This window comes from Paenibacillus intestini, from assembly GCF_030803945.1.
Taxonomy (GTDB): Bacteria; Bacillota; Bacilli; order Paenibacillales; family Paenibacillaceae; genus Paenibacillus; species Paenibacillus polysaccharolyticus.
This window is the reverse complement of record NZ_JAURUN010000003.1, coordinates 327422-352045: the sequence shown is the minus strand read 5'-3', so window position 1 is coordinate 352045 and position 24624 is coordinate 327422. Positions and strand designations below refer to the sequence as shown.

Sequence of the window (24624 nt, the reverse complement as noted above, 5' to 3'; positions counted from 1 at the left end):
TCACCTCCTATTGATCTGGCGGTATTAGACAAGTTCATCGTAGAGCTCTTTCATCTCCGCAATCGCCGCAGGGACACGCTCGCTGAACCAGGCCACATCTTTCATGTCCAGCATAATGTTCGGATACATGCGAGAGAGTGTCGATACAAGAATACCGTGTTCCGCGAGCTTGCCATTCAACAAAATATCAAAGGACATCAATTCAAATGTATAATCGGCCGTACTGCTAAGTTCTTCGGTGCAACAATGATAGGAAGCGCATCCCGCTGGGCCTTGAACAACAAGGGGGAGCCCCACCTTCGCTGCTTCCCTTGTGAGAATGTCATGAATCATCTCGGCGTGAAGATTCATACGATTCATGGCTTCTCCTCCATTGCGGCCCAACATTTCGAGCGTTGCTTTCACCGCGGCTGTACCTAACGGATAACCGTTAAACGTTCCCGCATGAATTACTTTTTTGTCCACCAGCAGCTTCATGATATCGGCTCGGCCAACTAGAGCAGACACGGGAACACCGCCGCCAGCAATCGCTTTTCCCAGCGTAGTCAGGTCGGGCGTAACACCAAACATCTCCTGAGCCCCGCCAAGTCCCATACGAAACCCTGTAATGATCTCATCAAAAATAAGTACAACCTGATGATGATCACATAGTTGTCTCACTCTTTGCAGATAACCTGGAGCTGGCATGACTCCGCCTCCGTTAACACAAACCGGCTCCATGATTACTGCTGCAATGTCATCACCATGTTCAACAAACAATTCTTCCAAACGGGCAGCATCGTTCCAAGGTAGCAGATAGGATTGGGATTCCATGACATCCCTTGCCCTTCCCTGTGTTCCCTTCATGTCACCAGGATAGTCCGAAGGTACAGGCAAACCTGTTCTGGGCGTTTTACCGCCCATAATGTTATCTGAATTGCCATGATAATGACCTTCAAAACGAACAAAGCGATTTTTGCCTGTCCAGGCGCGGGCAAGGCGCAGTGCATTTTGCACAATTTCTGTACCCGATAACCCAAACCGAATCATCTCAGCCGAAGGTACATATTGGTGGATTAACTCCAATGCCTCAGCGTCCAGATCACAATGGCTTACCGACAGAACACGATCAATCGTATCCTTCAGGCATTCGTTATATTCCTCGTTACCGTGCCCTACAATAAGTGCACCAAAGCGGGCATAGAGATCCAGATACTCACGGCCGTTCATATCGGTTACCCTGCTTCGGGATGCATGGGCAAAGTGTAGCGGTGTCTCCTCCCAGGGAAGATGGAAATTATAGTGCACACCGCCAGGAAGGTGTTGTTTCACTCGCTGGTTATACGCCATCATATTTGTAGTAATCATCGCGCTTCTCCTCCCCGGTATGTTTGAATCCCTGCCGCATACATTGCCAGGAGCTTCGACTGATCCTGCGAATCATCCAACGAATAGGCAGTGATTGAAGTGTCGTACTCGGCAATCATATTTCTCACACTCTGGCCTGGCCCGACATCCATCCAAATGCTCGCACCCAACCGCCGAATTTGCGCTAAAGCCTGAATCCAGTGAATCGGCTGCAACAGCTGAGCTGTCAGTAACCTTGGGATATCCTCTGCTGCTTGGATGAACTCTCCATTCACTGTGGAACATATCGCAAATGCAGGCTCGGTAAAGGAAAGCTTAGATACCATTGCGTCCATCTCAGGCTGGATAAATTGCATCAGTTCGCTATGATATGGCGCATCTGCTTTCATAGGCATCATGCGGAAGGGAATGAATTCCCCTCCAGCTTGATCCACGAGATCATCCAGCAAACGCAAACCTCCCACCTCACCTGCAACAACGAATTGGTTAGGTGAGTTATACCCCGAGATAGTCACGTAATGAACCTCTCGAATATTGGCAACGATGTTTTCGAGTTCTGCTTGACTCATATCAACGACAATTCCTGCTCTGCCCTTCTGTTCCTGTATTGCACGATGCATCAATGCCCCCCGTGAAGCCGAAAAGCGGACTGCATCTGCAAACTTTAATGCACCAGCAGCCACCAAAGCAGAGATCTCACCCAGGCTGTGACCAATCGCATAATCTGGATTAATTCCAGTCCGGCGAACGAAGGAATCAAACAACGCATAACTTGCTGTAAGTACAGCGGGCTGAGCATATTCGGATTGTGTCAGTTGCTCCAGTGAGCCGGCCAGAATCAAATCTCTGAGATCAAACCCGATAACCTCACTCGCTTCGGCAAAAATCAACCGGACTTCCGTTTCTCTCTCTAAGAGATCACTGCACATCCCGATATATTGGCTACCTTGCCCTGGAAATAATGCGCAGATCGTCATAGCCCACCGCCACGCTTGTAATAGGTTTTCAGCCCATAGTGTGAGATCATCTCCTGCTGCATCTGGGAGGAGCCTTCAATAATCTCCAGGATTTTAGCCTCCTTGTACAGTCTGGATACCGGATACTCACTGCTAATTCCATTGGCTCCATGAACCTGGAGCGCATCATTTGCCACTTCTACTGCAATTTTGGATGTAAAATATTTAGCAATCGTTGTTTCCATGACAGCCTGCGGGTCCTTGGCTTCTCTAAGCTCGGCTGCCCGCAAACATAGCGCTCTTGCTGCATGGACTTTCGTTACTGCATCACCAATCATGCCGCGGATGAGCTGGAAATGACTGAGTTTTTGGTCAAATTGCTTTCGCTTGCGTGAATAGGTCACCATGGAGTCCAAAGCCTCCTGCGCTATAGCGAGTCCTGCCCAAGCGATGCTATATCTGCCCTGATCAAGCGCACCGCTTACGATGTACTCAAAGCCTTCGTGCATACGCCCAATCAGATGGCTTTTGGGCACACGAACTTCATGAAGATCAATTTCAGCGATTCCTGTCTCGCCACCAACCATTACACCCTCGATGGCTTGCGTCTGCACACCGTCAAACTGACGTTCAACCCAGAATGCTGTACTCCTCCCTTCTTGGGAGGCAACAATAATGAACACATCCGCTACGTCTCCAAAGGTAATCCACTTTTTCTTTCCATTAAGTACATAACAGTCCGCTTCTTCCCGCCAAGTTGTCTTTACGTTTTTGGCATCCGACCCGATCTCGGGCTCTGTCAGTCCAAACGCTCCGATCCATTCCCCACGGACCAACTTGGGTAGCCAGGACGACTTTTGATCTGGCGATCCGAAACGTACCAAAGTTTCGCTCACCAGTGAAGTATGTACCGTCAATAAGCTTCGAACCGCCGGAAGTGCTTTACCAAATACTTCCGTTAACAGTCCGTATGCTTTGGGACCAAGACCCATTCCCCCATACTCATGTGGAATAGATGCAGCTAAATACCCTCTTTCGGCCATAGCACGAATTAACGAGCGGGGGATAGACTGCTGCTCCTGAATTTGCCAGGCATAAGGACGAATCTCACGGGTAGCAAATAACTCGGCTTCATGGAGAATCTCTTGCTCCTGTTTCGAATCCAGTTCAATCATTCGACTGCCTCCCCTTGAAGAAGCGATTCATGAAGATATGAAGCGAATTCTGCAATCGTCTTGTATTCAAACAACGCAACAGGACTAATATCCACCTGCAGATGTTTACGTGTACGATTTATAATTTTGAGTGCCTGGACGGAAGAAACCCCTATTTTCAAGAAATTCGTTTCTTCATCAATCTCATCAGGTTCCTGTTTCAGTGCGGCAGCGATTTCCCCTTTAATAAACCCTTCAATCTCTTCTCTTGTCATATCAAGACCTCCGTTCCCTGATTCGCCCCTACCCAATGTACATGTGGCTCGAATGGATGCGCTGGTAAATGCACGATCTGGCCCGTTCCATCGGGATGCAACTGTTCCCAATCCAGTGAAGCACCACGCACGTAGAGCTGTCCCAGCAACAAGGCTAATTGTGTTTCCATAGTAAGCGTTGTCGCTCCGGACAAGTGGATATAACTCTCTTTGCCTGTACCTCCCGCAGGTTCGACCCCATCACAAGTAGCCAGCATTACAACAATATCTGCACTCGCCATCGGGCAGTTTGCATCCTGAATACTTCCGAATGTTATTTTGCTGCGATTCAGCGTGATTGTCGGCTTATCTGGAGCCTGGGTGGAATCCGCCTTATCGTTCAGCTTGAGCTGGGACAGCATTTGTTCTCCACCGTCAATGCCACGAACCTCCTGGATGGAAGGTACGATACGCATGAGGGATTCGAGTAGGTTCGCCCAATACTCCTGATCAGCCAATTCCAACTTATTTCCTCCAACAACGATGTTGACACGGGCGGCTCGGCTTCTCTTTTTGAAGCCAAATTGCAAGCTTTCCTGACTCCACTCCCCGGTCTCTTTTACTGCGACAGCGGCACGATAACGGTAATGCTTTCGATACCTGTTCCGTGTGAAGCACACGTCCGTTAGTCGGAGATCCGGATGTTCTTCCAGATACTTTTTCGTACTATGAATCAGCTTTTGCAACGCCTGCTCTGACTTGGCAGAGAAGGTTAACAATTGATCCCGTTCCGTGTCCTGTCTCCAGACTGCCGGTGCATTCCACTCCTCCAGCACAATATGGGCATTCGTGCCGCCAAGACCAAATGAACTAATACCAGCTTTACGCGTTTTTCCTTGGGGTACCGTCCAATCTTTATGCTCATTAACGATATAAAAAGGAGACTGTTCCAGGCGAAGAGCTGGATTAGGGTTATTCATATGCAGACTTGGAGGAAGTTCCTTGTGCTGCATACTAAGCAAAACTTTGGCCAGACTAGCTCCACTGGATGCTGCGAATAAATGTCCTATATTGGTTTTGACCGAGCCTAGACCGATAGAGGTGCCTTCGCCGTATCCTTTCTCCTGAAACAGACGGAGTAACGCATTCACTTCAATGGGATCTCCAATTCTTGTTCCTGATCCATGCGCCTCGATATACGAGATTTCTTTTGGATTCAGATTGGCATCGTTATATGCAGCTCGTAGCACTTCATATTGCCCCTGAGGATTAGGTGCCATAATACCTAAAGAGTACCCATCGTTATTCACCGCTGTGCCACGGATCACGCCATAGATATGTTTATTTGCGCGAACTGCCTCTGTTAGCGGCTCCAGGTATACAACTACTGCACCCTCACCAATAACCGAACCATCAGCTCCCTGATCAAACACCTTGGTATGTTGTGTAGAAGAGCATATTCCCGCATTACGTGATAACTGGTGCACATGAGGTGTTGCCAAAATGCTTGCTCCGCCTACAACTGCGCCAGAGATACGTTTGTCCTGAATCGCTGCCACTGCTTGCGTCAAGGCTACGAGAAAGGAAGAACAAGCGGTATCAATGGCCAGCGCCGGGCCCGTGAAATTGTATAAGTGTGAGATCGATGCCGCTGCGATATTGGACATATTGCCAACCATCGCATGAGAGTGCACCTCGAATCCCTTGCTACGATTCATGTAATCTACAACGAGATCAAAGTAGGAGCTGGGGTTAATACCAACATATACACCGACATCACGTTTTTCCTCCTGATCCACGATCATGCCTGCATCCTCGAGCGCCTCATAGGCAACCTCCAGCAATTTGCGGTGCTGCGGATCCATAAATGAAGCCTGTTCCGTCGGCATTTCAAAAAATTCGTGGTCAAAAGTATCCGGGTTCTTTAATTCTCCAATCCAATCTGTCCAATCCGGCCGTTTGGAGCGTACAGCTCGTTCCGGACTCACCTGATCCACACTGTCCAATCCTTGAACGAGATTGCTCCAGAACTCCTCTTGTGTATCTGCATCAGGAAGCCGAAGGGACAACCCTGTTATTGCAATCGCTCGGTGTACGTTCAACTGATTATCCGGGCGTATTTCATTTTCGAGTGACCTGTTCTCTTCGGGAAGTTCCTGAAGATATTCGACCATTTCCTGTACCGTTCTGCCAAAGACGAGTACTTCCTGTCCCAGTTCACGTCCCATGTGTGCAGACAACTTATCAAGTAATTGATAGGCAAGAATGGAGTTTCCACCTAGTGCCAGAAACGGAATATCCACCGCTACTTTCTCCACAGGCAACTGTAGAACTTCAGCCCAAGCCCCACGCACAGTCTGCTCCAAAGTTAACGGATGAACACTCTCCGCAATGGACTGTGATTGGTTTTGAAGGAGCATGGCTTCAATGGCCTCGATATCCTTGTTAAATGCACCGCCCTCATATTCGTTTCTCAGCATAAAACGCTGAACTTTGCCGCTAGTCGTTTTCGGAATAACCTTAATCGGAAGAACATGAGTAATCTCTATTCCTAGACCAGCCCTCATCCGATCTATTAAGTCCTGCCTTATTTCCAGAAACTGCGGAGTGTTCGATTTATATTTTACAAATACAAGCAGTTCTTCCGTTTGGGAAATGTTATTGAAATGTCCCACAACCGTCAGATTGCCTCTTGGAATACTGCCATTTTGATATAAAATTTCTTCCAAATCATGTGCGTAATGATTTTGACCACGGATGAATACGATATCCTTGATTCGTCCACTTACAACAAGGGAACCTTCCGCCATAAAACCGAGATCCCCCGTCTTCAGCCATCCGTCCACGAATAGCTCTCGATTGACTTCTGGCAGATTGTAATATCCGGAGGTTACGGATTCCCCGCGAATCTGGATTTCACCCACCGTGCGCTCATCGACAACTTCGCCGTACTCATCGGCTATTCGAATCTGGATTCCCGTCATGGGATAACCTTCATGCACAAACTCAATCAGATCTGCCGGGTCATGAACAGCGGCATCCACCGGAATCGCTTTTCCTTGTTGCACAAGCGCTTTACGTGATATTTGTTCGATGCGCGGCTCCTCTTTCAACCTCCAGGTACACACACCCACAGTTGCCTCAGCCATGCCGTAAGCAGGAAACATCATATCCGTGCGGTAACCACAGGAACTGAATTTTTGAGCAAATCGTTCAATAACTTTGGTCGATATGGGCTCGGCACCGTTTAGGGCCATGCGCAGCGAAGACAAATCAAGCGAAGCCAGTTTGGAATCCGGGATCTTTTGAACCATCCATTCAAAACCAAAGTTTGTGCAGCAGAACCACTTCCCTTGATGTTCCGTAATTTTGCGTAGGAACAAGTAAGGGGATCTTACAAAGGTATACGGAGACATAACCATTAAATTAGCAGCGCTTAGTACAGTCGTTAGGTGTTGCCCGAACATTCCCATGTCATGCGTATGAGGCAGCCAAGTAAACACGTTATCTCCTTCTTCAGCACCAAGGAAGGTCTTGCATGCAATACTGTTCGCAATAATATTACGATTCGTTAACTGTACTCCCTTAGGGATACCTGTACTTCCTGACGAAAACTGTAGAAATACGACCTCTTCAGGAGCAGTCAGACTTATTTCGGCAACTGTATAACTTGTCTGAAGCTTGCTAACGCTAATGCAGTTCAATCCCTCAAAAATTGGACTCTCAGTAAGCTGTTCGTATTTTGGCAAAAATGCTTCTTCTACGACTACCACAGGTTTCCCGAGGATTCCCCATATTTTCGTGAATTTCTCCAGACCAGCTGAACCCGGCTCCCAGGAGGCAGGAGGACTGACCGGGGCGACAATAATGCCGCCCAGAATACAAGCCCAAAATGTACGATAAAACTGCTGTGAATGATCAATCTCCAATATAACGACTTGTCCCTTAGTTAACCCGCTCTCAAGCAAGCCTTGAAGATACAGACGTCCTTGCTTCAGCAGCTCAGGATACGATTCAAACTGTTCTTCGCCGGATGAACTGATATAAGTGATTCCCTTATCCGGATGTTTGTCAGCGATATACATAAGAAGTTCAGCAACTGTTGCATAATGCTCCGGCACAATCAACTCCGGCCCTCGTTGTATGGATTTACTGGACATGTTGCACCTCCGCTGCCTCATTATGAACTTTCACTTTTACATTCTCGTAACTGCCGAGTTGCTCCTCAATCTGCTGTTTCAAGCGCTCCGTATCCAGACCTGTATGACACCCCAGGTGCACGTACACAGAATTTTCATCGTATCGAATGACCCATTCCATGTATGCGAGGCTCGGATTAGACCCGGAGTCATCGATCTGTTCGAACTCTGGGATGGTCTCCTCGCTGGAGATAAAGCCCTGGAAGTTGAACAAAATAAGTTTCCTTGGCTCCTGACCCGTCTGTCTGTAGGCTGTAGCCAATTGTCTTTGAATTTTGGAATACGGAGACGTCATGAACGAGTCATCTGTCAGCGCCATAAAGTTAATGCTGTGTCGTTTCGTGAAGTCCAAGCGTTCCACCAAATCTTCCTGAGCAAAATCAGCATGCACAAGAATCGGAATCAGATCGAGGAATTCACCTACGTGATCATAATACGTTTCTTGTCCATACTCTCGGCCATAATGCACAAGCGCAACAGGCAACTCTTTCGCATTCAGATAAGAAGCGATAATGCCAGCAAAGGATTTAAAATAGTTCCACCAGGACTCATTAAGATCTTGGTCTGTAATATCTGTACGCGGTATTTCAACCGTCATCGCTGAAGGCGCTGACTCGCCTGTGGTGATTAACAGTTGATTCATAACGCTACTATTGCAATGTTGCCAAGCCTGAATGGAATACCGCTCCTCGAGTTCATGCTCAGTGATGTTAACAGGCCCTCGAGACAGCATGTTTACATAATCCTCATATTTGCGTATCTCCAATGAACCTTCTGTAGCGATCATTCCAGATTGCTGATTACGGGCAATTGCCGACTCAAGTTGCTGCTTAATGATCTCGGCGCTCATGCCATCAAAGGCAAGGTGATCGAAACTCCAAATCAGTTTGTGCTTACTAGCTCCTGTTCGCAGAATACACAGACGCCATGGCAAACCATCGAGTGTATGCGACTTGTGTAATAGCGACTGAATTAGTTTGTGCTCCATTTTTTCCAGCGTAGCAAGGGCGTAGGGACGAACATCAAGATATGGAATGAGTTGTTGCAACATATCTGCTGCTTCGGACAAATCACACTGATGCCACTGTAACGTGTCTTCCTCATATATAATGCTGTGTAGCAACTGATGACGGGCAATCACGCCGAGAATCAGTCTTTTCACAGTAAATTCATTTAAATTACCCTCCAATATGGTTGTAAAACCGCTTGCTCGTGCAGTTGTAGAAGCATGTGCTCTTTGAATTGGAGATAGTGGGAAGCAACCGATAACAGGTGTTCCCGCCATGAAACTTGAAACCTGATTACAATTATTCAAGACATGTAACACCAGGCTGTCTAATTGTTTCTCATGAAGTGATATGTCTTGGGGAACTGCGATAGGGGACTGAATATGCAGGCTTTCTTCGAATAAACTAGATGGAGAATTCAGCATTTCCAGCGAATTCGCAAACGCTCTAACTGTAGGATATTGGAATAATTCGCTCACACTGATGGCAATTCCTTCTTTTGACAAAATTTGCGTGAGTGCGATACCTTTAAGCGAATGTCCACCATTTTGGAAGAAATGATCGTTTACGCCAAAGTTCGGATTACTCAGTACCTTTCTCATGGCTGCAAGGATTTTTTGCTCTATCTCCGTCAGGACAGAATCTGTCGCTGTAGGAACGGACTGCGCTTCTACCAGATCAGCTAAAGCCTTCCGATCCACCTTGCCGTTAGCATTAATAGGCAGATGATCCATTCGCCAGATCTGTGCAGGTACCATGTATTCAGGCAGCCGCTTGTGCAACTCTGCTCGAACATTATCAACCGTTCGTGAGATGTTGGATTCACATGTATAAAATGCAGTGACATATAAACTTCCAGATGCATCTGTCGCTGTCATCACAAAAGCATCCCTGATTCCCGGAAGCTGCTCCAAGCAATTGTGGATCTCCGATAACTCAATTCGGAACCCCCTGATTTTCACTTGAAAATCAGATCGTTCAATAAAGATCAAACGGCCATCATGTAGACGCTTGACGATATCTCCTGTCCGGTACATCCGTTCGCCTTTGCGGAAAGGATCAGCTATAAAATGTTTTAAAGTCAGCTCTTCCCGGTTCAAATATCCAATACCTACCGCATCCCCGCTAATATATAACTCGCCTGGCACATTGGCAGGAACAGGATTCATATCCTCGTCCAGAACATATAGAGCTGTATTGGACAATGGATAACCTATAGGCAGAGAGTCGGTATACGGCTCTGTTTGCTCCAGTAAATAATAGGAGGCAAAGAAAGTCGCTTCCGTCGGTCCGTATCCATTTAACAGTACGCCTGGTCCGACACATGCCATTGCTTTATTTGCGTGGCTCACGGATGCCGCTTCGCCCCCAAACATCACTCTGCGAACATGCTTCAGGCATGCTGCATCCCAATCCACCAGCATATTAAACAACGAGGTTGTAATGAAAAATACTGATATTTGCTGCTGACGAATCACTGCCGCCAGACGTGCCATATCGAGAATGATCTCTTTTGGAATAAGTACCAGGGTAGCCCCATTAATTAAGGAAGCAAAAATATCAAAGATCGAACCGTCAAACGCATAATTGGAAACTTGTAATACCCGGTCCTCAGGCACCACCGTCACAAAATTGCTTTTCTTCATCACTTTAATGACATTGCGGTGACTCATCACCGTTCCCTTTGGCATTCCGGTCGAACCTGACGTATAGATGATATATGCCGGATCGACTGCAACAGTCTTTATCTGCTGGACTATAGGCTCTACAGACTCTCCTGAAACAAACGATTCCAGTTCTGCGGACGGGACCATAACACGTGGAACCGCTGATTTCCATGCCGAGGCATACGATTCTTCGGTCAAAAGTATAGACGCATTGCAATCTTGTAAAATAAATTCAATGCGAGCCGGCGGTGATGCCGAATCAATTGGTACATATTTACAACCTATGGTTAGTGTAGCAAGGATACTGATCATCTGGATCGGTCCGCGGTCCAGGATCAAAGCAATACTTGAGCCTGATGCCACGTCTTGTCCGAGTATGCGAGATGCAAGCTTCTGAACCTGTGCATACACATCAGCATAACTCCACTCCTCGTTCCCCCACACCAAGGCTGTCTTCTGTGGATGTAATTGAACTTGTTCCTCAAATAGTTCGGGAATTGTTGCTTCCCGCGGATAGTCCATGTGGTTGTCGTTGACACCGAATAACAGCCATTCATCCTCTTCAGGCACAGTAAGCTTGATCTGACGAACCCGCTCTACCTCTCCTGTGACCATCTGAGTTAAGATATACCGGAACTTGTCCATCATCATTTCCATGGATCGTGCATGGAACAATTCAGAACGATATTCCAGTTCAAGCGTATACTGTTGGTGGTGTTCAACAACCGTCCAGGTCTGATCAAACTTGGCATCCACCTTGCCATCCATCCAGGACTCAACTTGTAATGTCCCTGCTTCAAGCTCATCCGTACCCATATTAATGTAATTAAGAACAATATCGAAAAGTGGATTACGGCTCCCATCACCCATCAGATCAAGCTTCTCAACCAACGCTTCATATGGATATTGCTGATGTTCATAACAGGATAACAGCTTGCTACGAACTTCGTTCAGATAAAGCTCAACAGGCTGATCCTTGTCTAATATAGTACGAATGGCGAGCATGTTTACAAACATACCCATTACGTGATTCAGTTCTGGCTTCTCTCTTCCGGCTACAGCTGTGCCAACGACCAGATCATGCTGTCCCGTGTATTTGGAGATCAACACATTTAAAGCCGCCATGAATAACATGTAGGGAGTCAATCCCTGTTTTGCACAAAAATCATTAATCTGTTCACTTAACTGTTCTCCAAACTCACTGCTAATTCGGCCACCCTGGTTAGAAAGTTCTCCACGTCTCGGGTAATCTGTAAGCAATTCGACAGACGCAGGCACATCCTTGAATTCTTCAAGCCAAAACGCCTCATCTTCGGCAGCATGCCCGTCTGATGTAGATTGATCAATCCATTCAGCATAGTCCTTGTACTGAATCGATAATGGTTCTAAAGATTCCCCACTATATAACCGGGCAAATTCTTGCATAAGAATCGCGATGGAACTCTGATCAGAGATAATATGATGCATATCTATGAACAGAATATGTTCGTCATCGGACAGGCGGGCAAGCTTTACACGAACCAGTGGTGCCTGGGTCAGATCAAATGGTTGCAGCCATTGCATCAATTGCTGCTCCGGCTCTTCTTTTTCAAGTTCCAGCAACTCCACTACACTTGAAACCTGATCCTCAATGACCTGGTATAGTTCACCTTCAAGCATTTCAAAGCGCGTACGAAACGCCTCATGCCGCTGTACGAGAGCATCCATCACCGCTGTAAATTGTGCCGTATCGAGCGCTCCCTTCAACCGGTACGAACTTGCAAGATTGTAGGCTGTGCTCTCGCCTTGCATCCATTCATGTACCACGAACATTCTTCGTTGCGCAGAAGTCGTCTTGTATCGGTCTTTGTATGCTGCTGGGAAAATGCTGTCTCCTGATCCCGAATGATCCAACCCATTGTCTTGTTGCTGATCGATCCATGCCACCATACGGGCAAGCACAGAATGATCGAAGACATCCTCTAGTCCCATAGCAACTCCGAATGTTTCCTTGACTCGGGATGCCAGAGTGATAGCTTTGAGGGAATGTCCACCAAGCTGGAAGAAATCATCCTCGGAGTTCACTGATTCACAACCAAGCAACTCTTGCCAGAACTGAGCAGTGGTGTCGTATACTTCATCCACATTCAAACGGACTCTACTCTTGCCTGTGTTCGCCTGTTCTGGTAATGAAGTCTGAGAAGCCGCAGTTTGAGGTACACCTGTAAGCAGGTACAGCGGAACATCATGCTTATGAACGATTGGATCGAACGAATAAGTAGGGAGAGATATCTTTTGCCCAGAGCTCTGTCCGTTAATATGTGCCCAATTCAGTTCGATGCCTCTGCACCAGCAATATCCCAGTGTTTTCATGAAATAGATATCGGCTTCAAGCGAGCTGGAACGATCTCCGGTAAGAGAGATAACCTGCGCATCCTTCAATATATCGTTGTCTACAAGCTCTCCGTTCTGTAGCGGACAGGCTGTAACCCAAAGTATCTTTTCCGCAGACAGTAAAGAATTCTTTGATGTGTCGATCGTACTCATTGCCTCAGACAAGGCACCTTCTTGTGTCTGCCAATCTTCACGGCTATATAAGAGACGCACCGCATGAGCCAACTCAAGCGTATTGCTAATGACCTGTCCGACCAGTTCACCGACACCTTCTCCACACATTCCATCCGGTTTAACCCCTGACTCAATCAACGTTGCAAACAGAGCGTACTGCACCACAAAGCAATACATAAATTTCAGGTCTGAATCCCGAATTGGCCTGCCTATACTTTGACGAAGTGCATACTGTTCCTTGGATTCAAAAAAGCTCAGTACTTCTTCAAAGTATTGCTTGAATCGTTCAGACACTAGACTACGATACCTGGAAGCATAAAGTTCCCGAATCACGTGTGGTTCCCATAAAACATCCCCACGGATGTAGAACATTACTTTAGGCTTATCCCCCTGGTTCACACTCGCTTGTGCTTCATGTTCCTCCACCTGATCTTGCGAAGGGACGTAGCCATCCACAACGACAAGAGCTTTACGATAGTTAAATCGACTTCTTCCCTCTTGCAATGTCCAAGCAGCACTCGGCATCTGTTCCGGCATTTTTTCGAGTGCTTGTAAAACCGAATGATACGTTCGATCCAGAGCGGATTCGCTCTTGGCCGAGAACGGGAGTAAGTGTACAGGCTGATACACACTTTGACTCTCTCGTACGGGCGGTTGCTCCAAAATCACGTGAGCATTCGTGCCGCCAATGCCGAAGGAACTTACCGCTGCGCGCAGAACCTGCTGCTGATCTTTGAAGTATTGCGGCTCCTGATTAATGTAGAAAGGACTGCGTTCCAGTTCCAGCATAGGATTGCTTCTTTCCATATAAATCTGCGGCGGAACTGTTCGGTGATGCAACGTTAGAACGGTTTTGATAAATCCGGCAACACCCGCTGCAGCGTCCAGATGACCGATGTTTGCTTTGACCGAACCGAGGGCGCAATAATTACGTTTATCCGTTCCCCAGGACTGTCTAAGTGCTTCGATCTCGATGGGATCACCGAGCTTGGTGCCTGTCCCATGTGCCTCCACATAATTGATTTCCTGTGGAGACACCCCCGAGCGGTCAAGTGCGGTTTGAATGACCTTCACCTGTCCGGTAACACTTGGCGCAGTATATCCGATTTTATCCAATCCATCATTGTTAATCGCTGAGCCTTTGATCACCGCAAAGACCTGATCCCCATCGCGCAAAGCATCATGAAGCGGCTTCAGCACAACCATGCCGCACCCGTTCCCCGAAACCGTACCTGAGGCCTGTTCGTCGAACGCTCTGCAATGCCCGTCCTTGGAATAGATCATGCCTTCATGCCAGTGATACCCTTCTTTGAGCGGATAAGAGATAGACACTCCCCCTGCGAGAGCCACGTCACATTCTCCCCGGATCAGTGATTCTGCTGCCTGATGAATCGCGACGAGCGAGGTCGAGCATGCCGTCTGCACAGCCATACTTGGCCCTCTTAGATTCAGCTTGTGAGATATACGTGTCGTAATATAATCCTTCTCATTCAGCGTCATCGCTTCAAAAGCTTGCAGCAGATCACCTGAACGACCCAGGAATTGAACCATCCATGGTAAACTCAATCCGCTTCCGGCAAATAAACCGATGGAACCTGAGTACCGGTATGGATCACAGCCCGCATGTTCAAGCGCTTCCCAGGAACACTGATGAAGCAGTCTAATCTGCGGGTCCATCATATCGGACTCCTGATACGGGTATTCGAAAAATCCGGAATCAAAAAACTCGGTATCTTGCAAAACGCCTTTGGCTCGAACATATTCAGGATGTTTATACTCTTCAGGCCGCACCCCTGCTGCTGCCAATTCTTCTTCAGTCAGTCGGGTAATGCCGTCCTTACCTGCCATCAGATTATCCCAGAACTCCTCGATATTTTTTGATCCTGGAAAACGACCGGCCATACCTATAACAGCGATATCCGATGGGGAAGTGCTTCTGTTCCTGCTGTTCACATCCGCATCTGTTTTGATGTTTATCACTCTTTCTTGCATCATTGAAGGATCAGGTTTGACCGCAGTGCTCGTGCTCGCGATGACTTCCCTGGATACATGCTCTTGCTCGTGTTCATTCTGAACAGGTACATCCACAGAAGCTGACATCTGTTCAGACATCAGATGATCAACGAGCGAAGTAATGGAAGAGTGTTCAAACAACTGCACAAGCGGAATATTTTTCCCAAGATAAGCGTTTAACCGGTTATTAATCAAGATCAGACCTAGCGAGTTACCGCCAATATCAAAAAAGTGCTCTTGTACTCCGACATGATCCCGGTTCAACATCTCTTTCCATGTTTCAACCAGCATCTGCTCCAGCTCTTTGCGAGCCTGTTCTCTTCCCACTGGAGAAGAAGAACCAGCCATTAAAGATGGAGCTGGCTTCTCATTAGCTTCGATCGCCTCAATCGCTCCAAAGTCAGTCCATTGAAGGGCATTCCGATTCAGTTTGCCATTCGGCAGAACTGGCAGCTTGTCTAGACGAATGATGCGTGAAGGCATCATATACTGTGGCAACTTCTGTTTCAGCCAAGACCTGAGCAAAGTGTCCTGCTCTTCCATATTCGATACACTTATGTCCGGCTTCAAGCTGTAGTAGAGCACCAGTTGCAACTGCTCAGGCTGGTTTCCTTCGACCTTCACGACGGCTTCTCTCAAACGTTCATAGCTCATAGCCATTTGCTCGATCTCGTTTAATTCGATCCTGTATCCTCTGATCTTCACTTGCTGATCCAAACGTCCCGCTAGTTCGACCTCCCCGTCCTGCAACACACGAGCCAAGTCACCTGTCCGGTACATACGTCCACCCAGAACCTTTGCATTGTCAATGAACTTGGCAGTCGTTTCGGTCAGATTATTCAGGTAACCTCTGGACACCCCGCGGCCTGCAATGCAGAGTTCTCCATAATTTCCGGGAGGCAGGAATTCACCCTCTTCATCCACGATATAAAGCTCCGTATTAGCAATAGGTTTGCCAATCGTAATGAGTCCAGATTGTTGCAACTCTTTGGTCGTTGACCAAATCGTCGTTTCGGTAGGGCCATACATATTAAAGACACGGGCGGACGAATATTTTTTAATATCAGTCAGAAGTCCTGCCGGAACACTTTCTCCTCCGGTAAGAACACACCGAAGATGAGGGAGTACCTTGGCAAATTCCGAATTTTCAACAAATGCTTTAATCCGGGATACCGTGCTGAGAATATGCGTTACGCCATGCTGCCTTATCTGGCGCGCGGCAAGAACGGGATCAAGCTGTTCCTGCTCATCTGCCAAATATAGAGGATGCCCTGTACACAATGGTGCCCACACTTCAAATCCGAAAATATCAAAAGATACCGTTGTTACACTAATCATTCGATCTGTTTCATATTCAAAAAGGTTTCGATGCCTGATGTCTTCCACAAAATTGACCATCGCATCGTGAGCAATCATTACCCCTTTAGGCCTTCCGGTGGATCCAGAGGTGAAGATGACACAAGACAAGTCAGAAGATAGAACGTCCACATTCGGATTAATAGTTGAACGTTCGTCAGCAAAATCAGGCTCATAAACGATGCGTTCGCCTTCAAAAGCCACGACATTGGCCTCATTAGCAGTGCACAGTAGCAACTTCATCTTGCTATCTTGCATCATGTCCAGAATACGTTGCGGTGGAAATGCTGGATCTATAGGCAGGTAAGCTGCACCCGCTTTGAGTACTGCGATCAACATAATAATGAGAGTTTCATCCCGGCCAGTTAATATGCCTACAGGTTCATCTCTACGTACCCCTCGATCAATTAGCTTCCAAGCCAACGCATTCGCTCGCTCATTAAGCTCAAGGTAGGTAAGTTCCTTGCCCGAAGAAACAATAAGTGCAGTCTGGTCTGGTATACGCTCTGCCTGTAGTTCAAACAAACGATGCAAGCTCAGGGTATGATCATAATGTAAAATGGGTCCCGCCAACCGATGAACCTCAGCTCCCGAAGCACGCTGGACTCGTTCATACAGCTTACCTAGAGGTGCATCCGGTTGTTGCACAACCTGCTCACATAGTTCAATGAATTCTTGAATCATACGCTCAACCGTTTCACCCCGGAACAGGTCTAACGCATATTCAATGTACCCTTCAATGACTTGCTGCTCCCTGTTCTCCTGACATGTTAACAACAGGTCATAAGTTGAGACTCCGGTCTCCACAGGAATAGAACTGAATTGAAGTCCATGAAGCTCAAGATCATGCAGTTCCATGTTCTGATAATCAAAACACACATCAAAGATGGCATTACGGTTCAGTTCCCGCTTAAGTCCAAGCTGCGTTACAAGCTCATTAAATGGATACTCCTGATGTGCAAAAGCATCGAGTGTATGCTGTTTCAGCTCTTGTAAAAAAGCGGTATAGGTCCGATCTGATGCTGGATAATTCCGCATGGCAATCATATTCACAAACATTCCAACTGTCTCTTTCCATTCTTCCTGTAACCTACCCGCTACGGGGGTCCCGACTACGATGTCCTGCTGACCTGTTCGACTCGCTAACAGAAGATTCCATACACTCAACATCACCATATACATGGAAACTTCCGTGGATGAAGCCAGCTTGTGCAATCGCTCCGTTAACGAGTGGCTCAACGTGAAATGAACTCGTTCACCTTTCATCTCTCGCTGTAATGGACGATCATGATCAAGTGGAAGCTGCAGTACAGGCGGTGTTGGACTCAACCGTTCCAGCCAGTATGTTTGATGCGGCTGATAAGCCTGAGAGGTAAGACGCTGCTGTTGCCAGACCGCATAATCTTTGTAATGTAACCGGACAGTGCGTTCCTCCCCAAAATACAGTGCATTGAAGTCGCGTGTAATCAACTCAACGGAAGTACCGTCCGCAATAATATGATGGATATCAAAGAACAACAGATGCTTGCGCGCTCCTGTTCTAATCAGGTTCACTCGCATGAGTGGAGCCTGATGAAGCTCAAAAGGACGAATCAGCGTCTGAATCAAAGCAGAAGTCTCTTGTTCATCGGCTAAATACTGCTCGGTAAAGCTGAAATCTAAAGGAACGGATGCATGAACCATCTGCACCACCTGATCTCCGCGTATTGCAAACGTCGTTCGAAGCGCTTCATGACATTGCACCAGCTTTTCCAGTGCAGCCTCTACTCTGGCATGATCCAAATCTCCTTCGATCAGGGTAGCCGACGGCAAATTATACGCCGTGCTATTTGGATCCAGCATGGATTGAGTGAACATACTCATCTGCGCAGATGAGATTGGATAGGCATCCATTATCGGCGCAGCCTCAATCATGTTCTGCTTCTGTACTTGCGGCTCAACCATTGCAAAGAGATGTTCCGCCAGTTGGGCTGGTGTAGCATGGTTAAACACATCCGCAACCTCTGCCTGAATCCCGATGGAAGACCGAATCGATGCGGACAAACTGACTGCTTTGAGCGAGTCTCCACCAACGGCGAAGAAATTAACATGCTCTTCCAGGTCATTTATGCCAAAAATCGTTTCATACGCCTCCAGAACAACCCGTTTCATGGCCTCCAGACTACCTGCATAACCTCCCGCAACGGAAAGGGACGTGTTGCTATATTGTTCACTCGACTGAGGTGTATGTCGACTACTGCTTGTTCCTTCCAACGTCGAACCACCAATAAGCGACTGGCCAATTGGATAATGCTGCTTATCAAAATGATAGGTTGGCAAGGAGCATTTGCGGCGCACGTTCTGTCCCTTGAGTACTTTCCAGTCCGGCTGAAGGCCCTCGCACCATAACTCGGCGATTCTGCGGTTTGTATACAGCACGTCCGGTTCTGTTTCTCTAACGTGACGCAACATATTCAATACGGATTGTGTTTCCTTGGACTGACTGTGCTGTCTCACAAATGAGCTTAATGTCCGTCCTGCCCCAACCTCAATGAATACAGCTTGTTCTTCCTTTAACATTTCAGCCAAGTTTGCTTCAAACAACACCGGCTCTAAAATATGCCTTGCCCAGTAGTCTGGACTTACGATCTCATCCGGCAATGCCCATGTTCCGCTCGTATTCGAAAGCAATGGAATCCGCGGGCTATGCAGCAAATAAGCGGACAGACTGTGTTCAAATTCCATCGCAGCATCCTTCATCATCGGTGTATGGAAGGCATGGGAGGTTTTCACACGAACGCATTTCCAGCCGAGTCTTCCGGCCTTTTCTTCCATTCGGTCAATCGCCTCTGCCGTCCCGCCAATGACACTGGAACCTGTTGTGTTGACTAGAGCCAGCCACGTACCTTCTTCCAATTGGGATTTTACCAACGGAGAGTCCTCCATGATGGCGAGCATGACACCTGGCTGTTGTTGCTGCATCAAACGTCCCCGTAGCCTTACGATCTGTACAGCATCTGCAAGATCAAATACACCTGCAACCACAGCTGCTGTCAGTTCTCCGATGCTATGTCCGATCATGCCATCTGGCCTGATGCCCAGATCAATCAAGGATTGAGCCATGGCATAACTGGTCATGAATAGCGCAAATTGGCTGTACTCCGTCTGGTTAATTCGCTCTGGATGCTGATCACCGTATACAACAGACAGAATCTCTTCTCGCTCTTCTTCAGGAAGCAGATCCACAATCTGCTGTACATGCTTCTTGAAAAGTGGTGCAATGCCTGACTGCTCTGTCGATTTGTACAATGCTGCACCCATGCCCTGATACTGACTGCCCTGCCCAGGGAACATAAAATAAACCGGACGCCGATCTTGCGGCGAATGAACCATTTTTGCCTTCTCCAGCTGACGCATGCATTGCTCGGGATCATCTTTCCAGCTTTTATCCAGAACCAGTGCCTTACGATAAGCAAAACCCGTTCGACCGGTCTGCAATGTCCACGCTGCGTCCGAAATGGATATCTCTGGATGCTGCGCGAGATGCTCCATAATTTGTTCAGCAGTGCGGCTCAGCGAGTACTCTGTTTTGGCTGAAAAAATCATTACATTGACATCATCATCCGGACTGCACTTGTCCATCTTTGGAGCCTCCTCCAACACCATGTGAGCATTCGTGCCTCCCACACCAAATGAATTAATCCCTGCACGCAGAACACCAGCTTCACCTGGTTTCCAGTCCACCCCCTGCGAGTTGACCTTGAAGGGCGTGCTTGCAAAATCAATCTTCGGATTCGGTTGTTCATAATTGGCGGTACCCGGGATATATCCTTGATCAAGACTAAGTGCAACCTTAATCAAACCAACAACGCCAGCCGCTGTATCCATATGTCCCACGTTGCCTTTTACTGAGCCAAGATAACAGAACTGCTTTTTCTCGGAGGCAAAAGCACGTGTCAACGATTCAACTTCAATCGGATCACCCAGAAGTGTGCCTGTGCCATGCGCCTCAATGTAACTAACCGTTTCGGGATCAACTCCGGCTGCCTGATACGCATCCTGAATGACCTCTGCCTGACCGCTTACACTTGGCGCAAGGAAGCTCAGCTTCTCCTGACCGTCATTATTAATGGCTGAACCTTTAATGACACCGTAAATATGATCTGTATCTCGCAATGCATCACTCAACCGCTTCAACACCACGATCCCCATCCCATTGGAGAACACCGTGCCGCTTGCAGCTGCATCAAATGGACGGCAATGGCCATCCGAGGCAAACATCATGCCATCCTCGTACACGTAGCCACCTTCATTCGGCAGCTCTACTGTAATTCCACCAGCCACAGCGACATCACATTCTCCAACGATTAAAGACTGACATGCCAGATGTGGAGTGACCAAAGACGTTGAACATCCCGTAAGAGCTGTATAAGCAGGACCTCTAAGGTTCAACTTGTAGGCCATGCGTGTAGCCAAAAAATGATTGGTGCTGAGTGTAAATGCTTCATATTTGCTGCTGTATCCCGCATCCCCGAACAGCACTTGTCGATACCACTCAAAGTCATCCGATCCACCGAGGAAAACGCCGACTTTGCCTGCTTCATCAGGTCTGCACCCAGCATCCTCAAATGCTTCCCATATTCCCTGATACATTAGTCTGAACTGAGGGGACATCATTTTAACTTCGCCAGGTGTATAGTCGAAAAAGCCAGCATCAAACTCCTCAATCCCGTTGACCCGCCCTTTGGCTTTAACATAACGAGGAGAACGCAGCAATGCCTCGTCTACACCGAGCGTCCTCAGTTCCTCATCACTGTAAAAATGAATGCTCTCCTCTTGTGCCATCAGATTACGCCAGAATTCATGAATATCCTCTGCTCCGGGTACATTCACGGACATCCCTACAATGGCAATATCATCACGCAGAATACCCGCTTTCCGTCCAAAACGTTCTTCTCGCAACATCGGTATCCGTGCTGTCTCCTGTTTCTGTCCCAATGCTGCAAACTGCCGCAGTGTAGGACGCTCAAAAAAGCGGGGCACTGGGAAATCCACATCAGTACGATGCTTTAAACGATTATGAGCCTGAATAACGGAAAATGAATTGCCACCAAGTTCAAAGAAATGATCATCTCTCCCGACTTTCTCGACACCGAGCACTTCTGCCCATACCGATGCAATCTGCCGCTCTAATTCCGTGGCTGGAGCAACGTAAGCCGTGCTTGAAGTGTGAATATGAGTGGTATCTGCAATTAGTGCATTGCGATCAATTTTCCCGCTACTATTGAGTGGGAACTCCGATTTATGTACAAAAACAGATGGAATCATATAAGCTGGCAGAGATTTGGACAAATGGTCTCTCAGATCAGCCACAGGCAATTCCTGCTCCGACAAATAATAGGCATACAGTAAACCGGACCCTGTCTCGGAGGATTTCATCACAACGACGGTTTGAATGACTCCCGGGTAAGATGAAAGAGTATTTTCGATCTCACCTGTCTCTAACCTTGCACCCTGAATTTTGACCTGAAAATCAATGCGCCCCAGGTATTCAATCGTTCCGCTTGGAAGGGAGCGAACCATATCCCCAGTGCGGTACATCATTCTGAAATACTCAGGGTCCTTCTCTTCGTCAAAGAAAGGGTTAGGAACGAATTTTTCCCTTGTCATTTCTTCCAGGTTCAAATATCCGCGTGCAAGACCTACACCGCTCAGACATAGTTCCCCCGGAATGCCCAAAGGCTGCAATTCATCCCGGCTTCCAACGACATACCATCTGGACTCGTTCAATGGGGAACCAATGGGTATGTTTCCATGCCCTTCATAGGCACTCAATGGATAATGGGAGACCCATATCGTACATTCCGTAGGACCGTATACATTATCCAGGCTTGCCCGGATATTCAGTTGGTTGAATTTTTTAATGATATCGGGTGTGACGGCCTCTCCGCCTACAAATACCCATTTCAGCGTGTCCAGTCCTGAGAGATCAGAACGAAGTTCCATCGTCTCGAGAAAAAGACGGAATAGCGTCGGCACAAAGTTGATATGAGTCACCTGATGTTCAGCTACTGTAGTCAATATCTGGTCCGGGTTCTTCTCCTCGCCTGGCGGCAGAATACTTAATGCTCCCTCACCCATAAACCAACCAAACAATTCTGTACAGGATACATCAAAGGTATACGCAGTTTTTAACATATACACATCACTCGCTTGTACTGGAAAACGACGTTCCAAATCAAGCAATGTATTGACCACACTATGATTCTCAATCATGACCCCTTTAGGTTTGCCCGTTGATCCCGACGTGTACATAATGTAGGCGAGACTGTAAGGATCTAGAGGATCTTCGAGATTGGAGCTGTCTCCCGTGTATACCATCCCATCTTCTGTGTAGATATAGTGAGCCGGAAGCGAGTCATCCTCTGCTTCTGGCCGGATGGCAATAACGGTGGATATATTCGCATCGGATAAAATGTAGGCTTTTCTGGATACCGGATAGGAAGGGTCTAGGGGAACAAAAGCACATCCAGCCTTCAGAACAGCCAGCAAGGCGATGACCAGATCGGAAGAACGTAGCATTTGTACGCCGACTGCCTCGTTTTCGGTCTTTTTCCGTGCGATGATCTGTTTTGCCAATTGATTGGCCTTTGCATTAACTTGTGCGTAGGTTTGTTTTTCTTTTCCTTCGAGTAGAGCTACTCGTTCTGGGTGCTTTGTTACTTTTGTATGAAAAACATCGATGATATGCTGCGGAGTGTAGGGAAAATATGAAGTTTGGTTAAATTGATGCAGCAATTGCTCCTGCTCTTCCTGCATCAGCAGGCTGTATTCACCAATGCTCTTCTCTGGTGCAGTTACCAGCTGTTGCATGAGGAATAAGAAGCGCTGACCCATTCGTTCAATGGAGTCTGTTCGAAACACATTCGGTTTATATTGCAGTTTCAGCTGTGTACCTTGAGGTGTGCCGTTTAATACAACCATCAGATCACCTGGGAAAGTAACCTTATCCTGTTCCACAAGCTGGCTTCCTGGCAGATCCTCCTCATATGAGTCATACACAAAGGAGATATCAAATACCGATGGTGAGCCTGGTTGCACCTGCAACATACTGTCTCTGACGATTAAATTATTAGGATATCCAATGTGTTTATACGTATCGATCCAGGCTGCAGTAACTTGCTTAAGGAGAGAACCAAATTTAGATTCAAGGTCAATCTGGAACCGCATCGGCAACATATGTACAAAACAGCCAATCGTTTCTTCCAATTCGATATCCGGACGATGGGAATACGGAGAAGCAAACGTGATATCCTCTTTGCCTGCATATTTATTCAAGAGAATACTGAATGCCCCCATGAAAAACATAAATACCGTAACCTCATGCTCCTTTGACATCTCTGTAATATCCGCCATCAACGCCTCTGGAATATCAAAACGTAGCTCATGTCCCACACCGGTCTGCGAACCGCCAGCCGGATAGTCATGCTGCAGTTCCAGGGGCTCTGCACCGTTCATTTTGGATAACCAGAACTCACGCTCACGGTTATACTTGTTCTCTTGTATTTTCGTATTCTCTGATTCGATATAAGAGATAAAGCCCTGATCCTGCTTTATGTCCAAAGGTAGATCCTGCAGGATGCAGGTGTACGCATGGAGAAGTTTATTTTTAAAAATTTCCAGAGACATACCGTCACAGATTAAATGGTGGATACATAAAGTAAGAACATGTGTGTTCTCGTCCATATGTACAAGCATGATTCGAAATAAAGGGCCTTGCTCCAATATGAAGGGAGCCTGAATACATTCTTCAATGTATGCCTCCAGTTGCTGTTCCTTGCCATCCTGATGAGCTTGACTCAGATCCCGCAAAATCAGTGAGTACTCCACATCATCGTGGATCGCCAGAACTGGTCTGTCCTGCTGTATCTCAATGTGCGTGCGGAGCACGACTTGTTCATGCATGAGCAACTCGATGGAACGTCGAAAGGCTTCAAGTTGAAGCCTTTCGATTTGTATCGAAGCGGAGATGTTATAAGAAGATGGATCATTCACTTGGCAATCAAAATAGATTCCCTTTTGTGTTTCGGAGAGTTCCACGGTTTTACGTACCATCACGACCACACCTCATTCATTAATTGAGAT

6 protein-coding genes are annotated in these 24624 nt (G+C 47.2%); all 6 read right to left on the bottom strand.

The genetic code is table 11. The features are described from left to right. Positions 1-24: 24 nt before the first annotated feature. The 6 genes from J2T16_RS10790 to J2T16_RS10765 are packed head-to-tail and all read right to left on the bottom strand — an operon-like array spanning position 25 to position 24594. Positions 25-1347: an aspartate aminotransferase family protein gene (locus J2T16_RS10790; protein WP_186809609.1), complete on the bottom strand. Its 1323-nt coding sequence runs from the start codon at positions 1345-1347 to the stop codon at positions 25-27. Next, positions 1344-2324, bottom strand: a complete 981-nt coding sequence (locus J2T16_RS10785; RefSeq protein ID WP_154887946.1) for an ACP S-malonyltransferase — start codon at positions 2322-2324, stop codon at positions 1344-1346. Before J2T16_RS10785 ends, J2T16_RS10790 begins: the two co-directional genes overlap by 4 nt. Continuing rightward, complete coding sequence (locus J2T16_RS10780; RefSeq protein WP_154887944.1) at positions 2321-3478, bottom strand: acyl-CoA dehydrogenase family protein; 1158 nt, start codon at positions 3476-3478, stop codon at positions 2321-2323. Before J2T16_RS10780 ends, J2T16_RS10785 begins: the two co-directional genes overlap by 4 nt. Continuing rightward, positions 3475-3732 (bottom strand): acyl carrier protein, encoded by a 258-nt coding sequence (locus J2T16_RS10775; protein ID WP_090914993.1) that lies wholly within the window; start codon positions 3730-3732, stop codon positions 3475-3477. The genes J2T16_RS10780 and J2T16_RS10775 overlap by 4 nt, the downstream gene beginning before the upstream one ends. Beyond that, entirely contained in the window at positions 3729-7871 is a 4143-nt protein-coding gene (locus J2T16_RS10770) for a beta-ketoacyl synthase N-terminal-like domain-containing protein (RefSeq protein ID WP_499018330.1), read from the bottom strand. The genes J2T16_RS10775 and J2T16_RS10770 overlap by 4 nt, the downstream gene beginning before the upstream one ends. After that, positions 7861-24594: an amino acid adenylation domain-containing protein gene (locus J2T16_RS10765; protein ID WP_499018470.1), complete on the bottom strand. Its 16734-nt coding sequence runs from the start codon at positions 24592-24594 to the stop codon at positions 7861-7863. Before J2T16_RS10765 ends, J2T16_RS10770 begins: the two co-directional genes overlap by 11 nt. Positions 24595-24624 lie beyond the last annotated feature (30 nt).

Coding starts and splice junctions, on each gene's coding strand:
- J2T16_RS10785 (WP_154887946.1), bottom strand. CDS start 2,324: ATGACGATCTGCGCATTATTTCCAGGGCAAGGTAGCCAATATATCGGG.
- J2T16_RS10790 (WP_186809609.1), bottom strand. CDS start 1,347: ATGATTACTACAAATATGATGGCGTATAACCAGCGAGTGAAACAACAC.
- J2T16_RS10770 (WP_499018330.1), bottom strand. CDS start 7,871: ATGTCCAGTAAATCCATACAACGAGGGCCGGAGTTGATTGTGCCGGAG.
- J2T16_RS10775 (WP_090914993.1), bottom strand. CDS start 3,732: ATGACAAGAGAAGAGATTGAAGGGTTTATTAAAGGGGAAATCGCTGCC.
- J2T16_RS10765 (WP_499018470.1), bottom strand. CDS start 24,594: ATGGTACGTAAAACCGTGGAACTCTCCGAAACACAAAAGGGAATCTAT.
- J2T16_RS10780 (WP_154887944.1), bottom strand. CDS start 3,478: ATGATTGAACTGGATTCGAAACAGGAGCAAGAGATTCTCCATGAAGCC.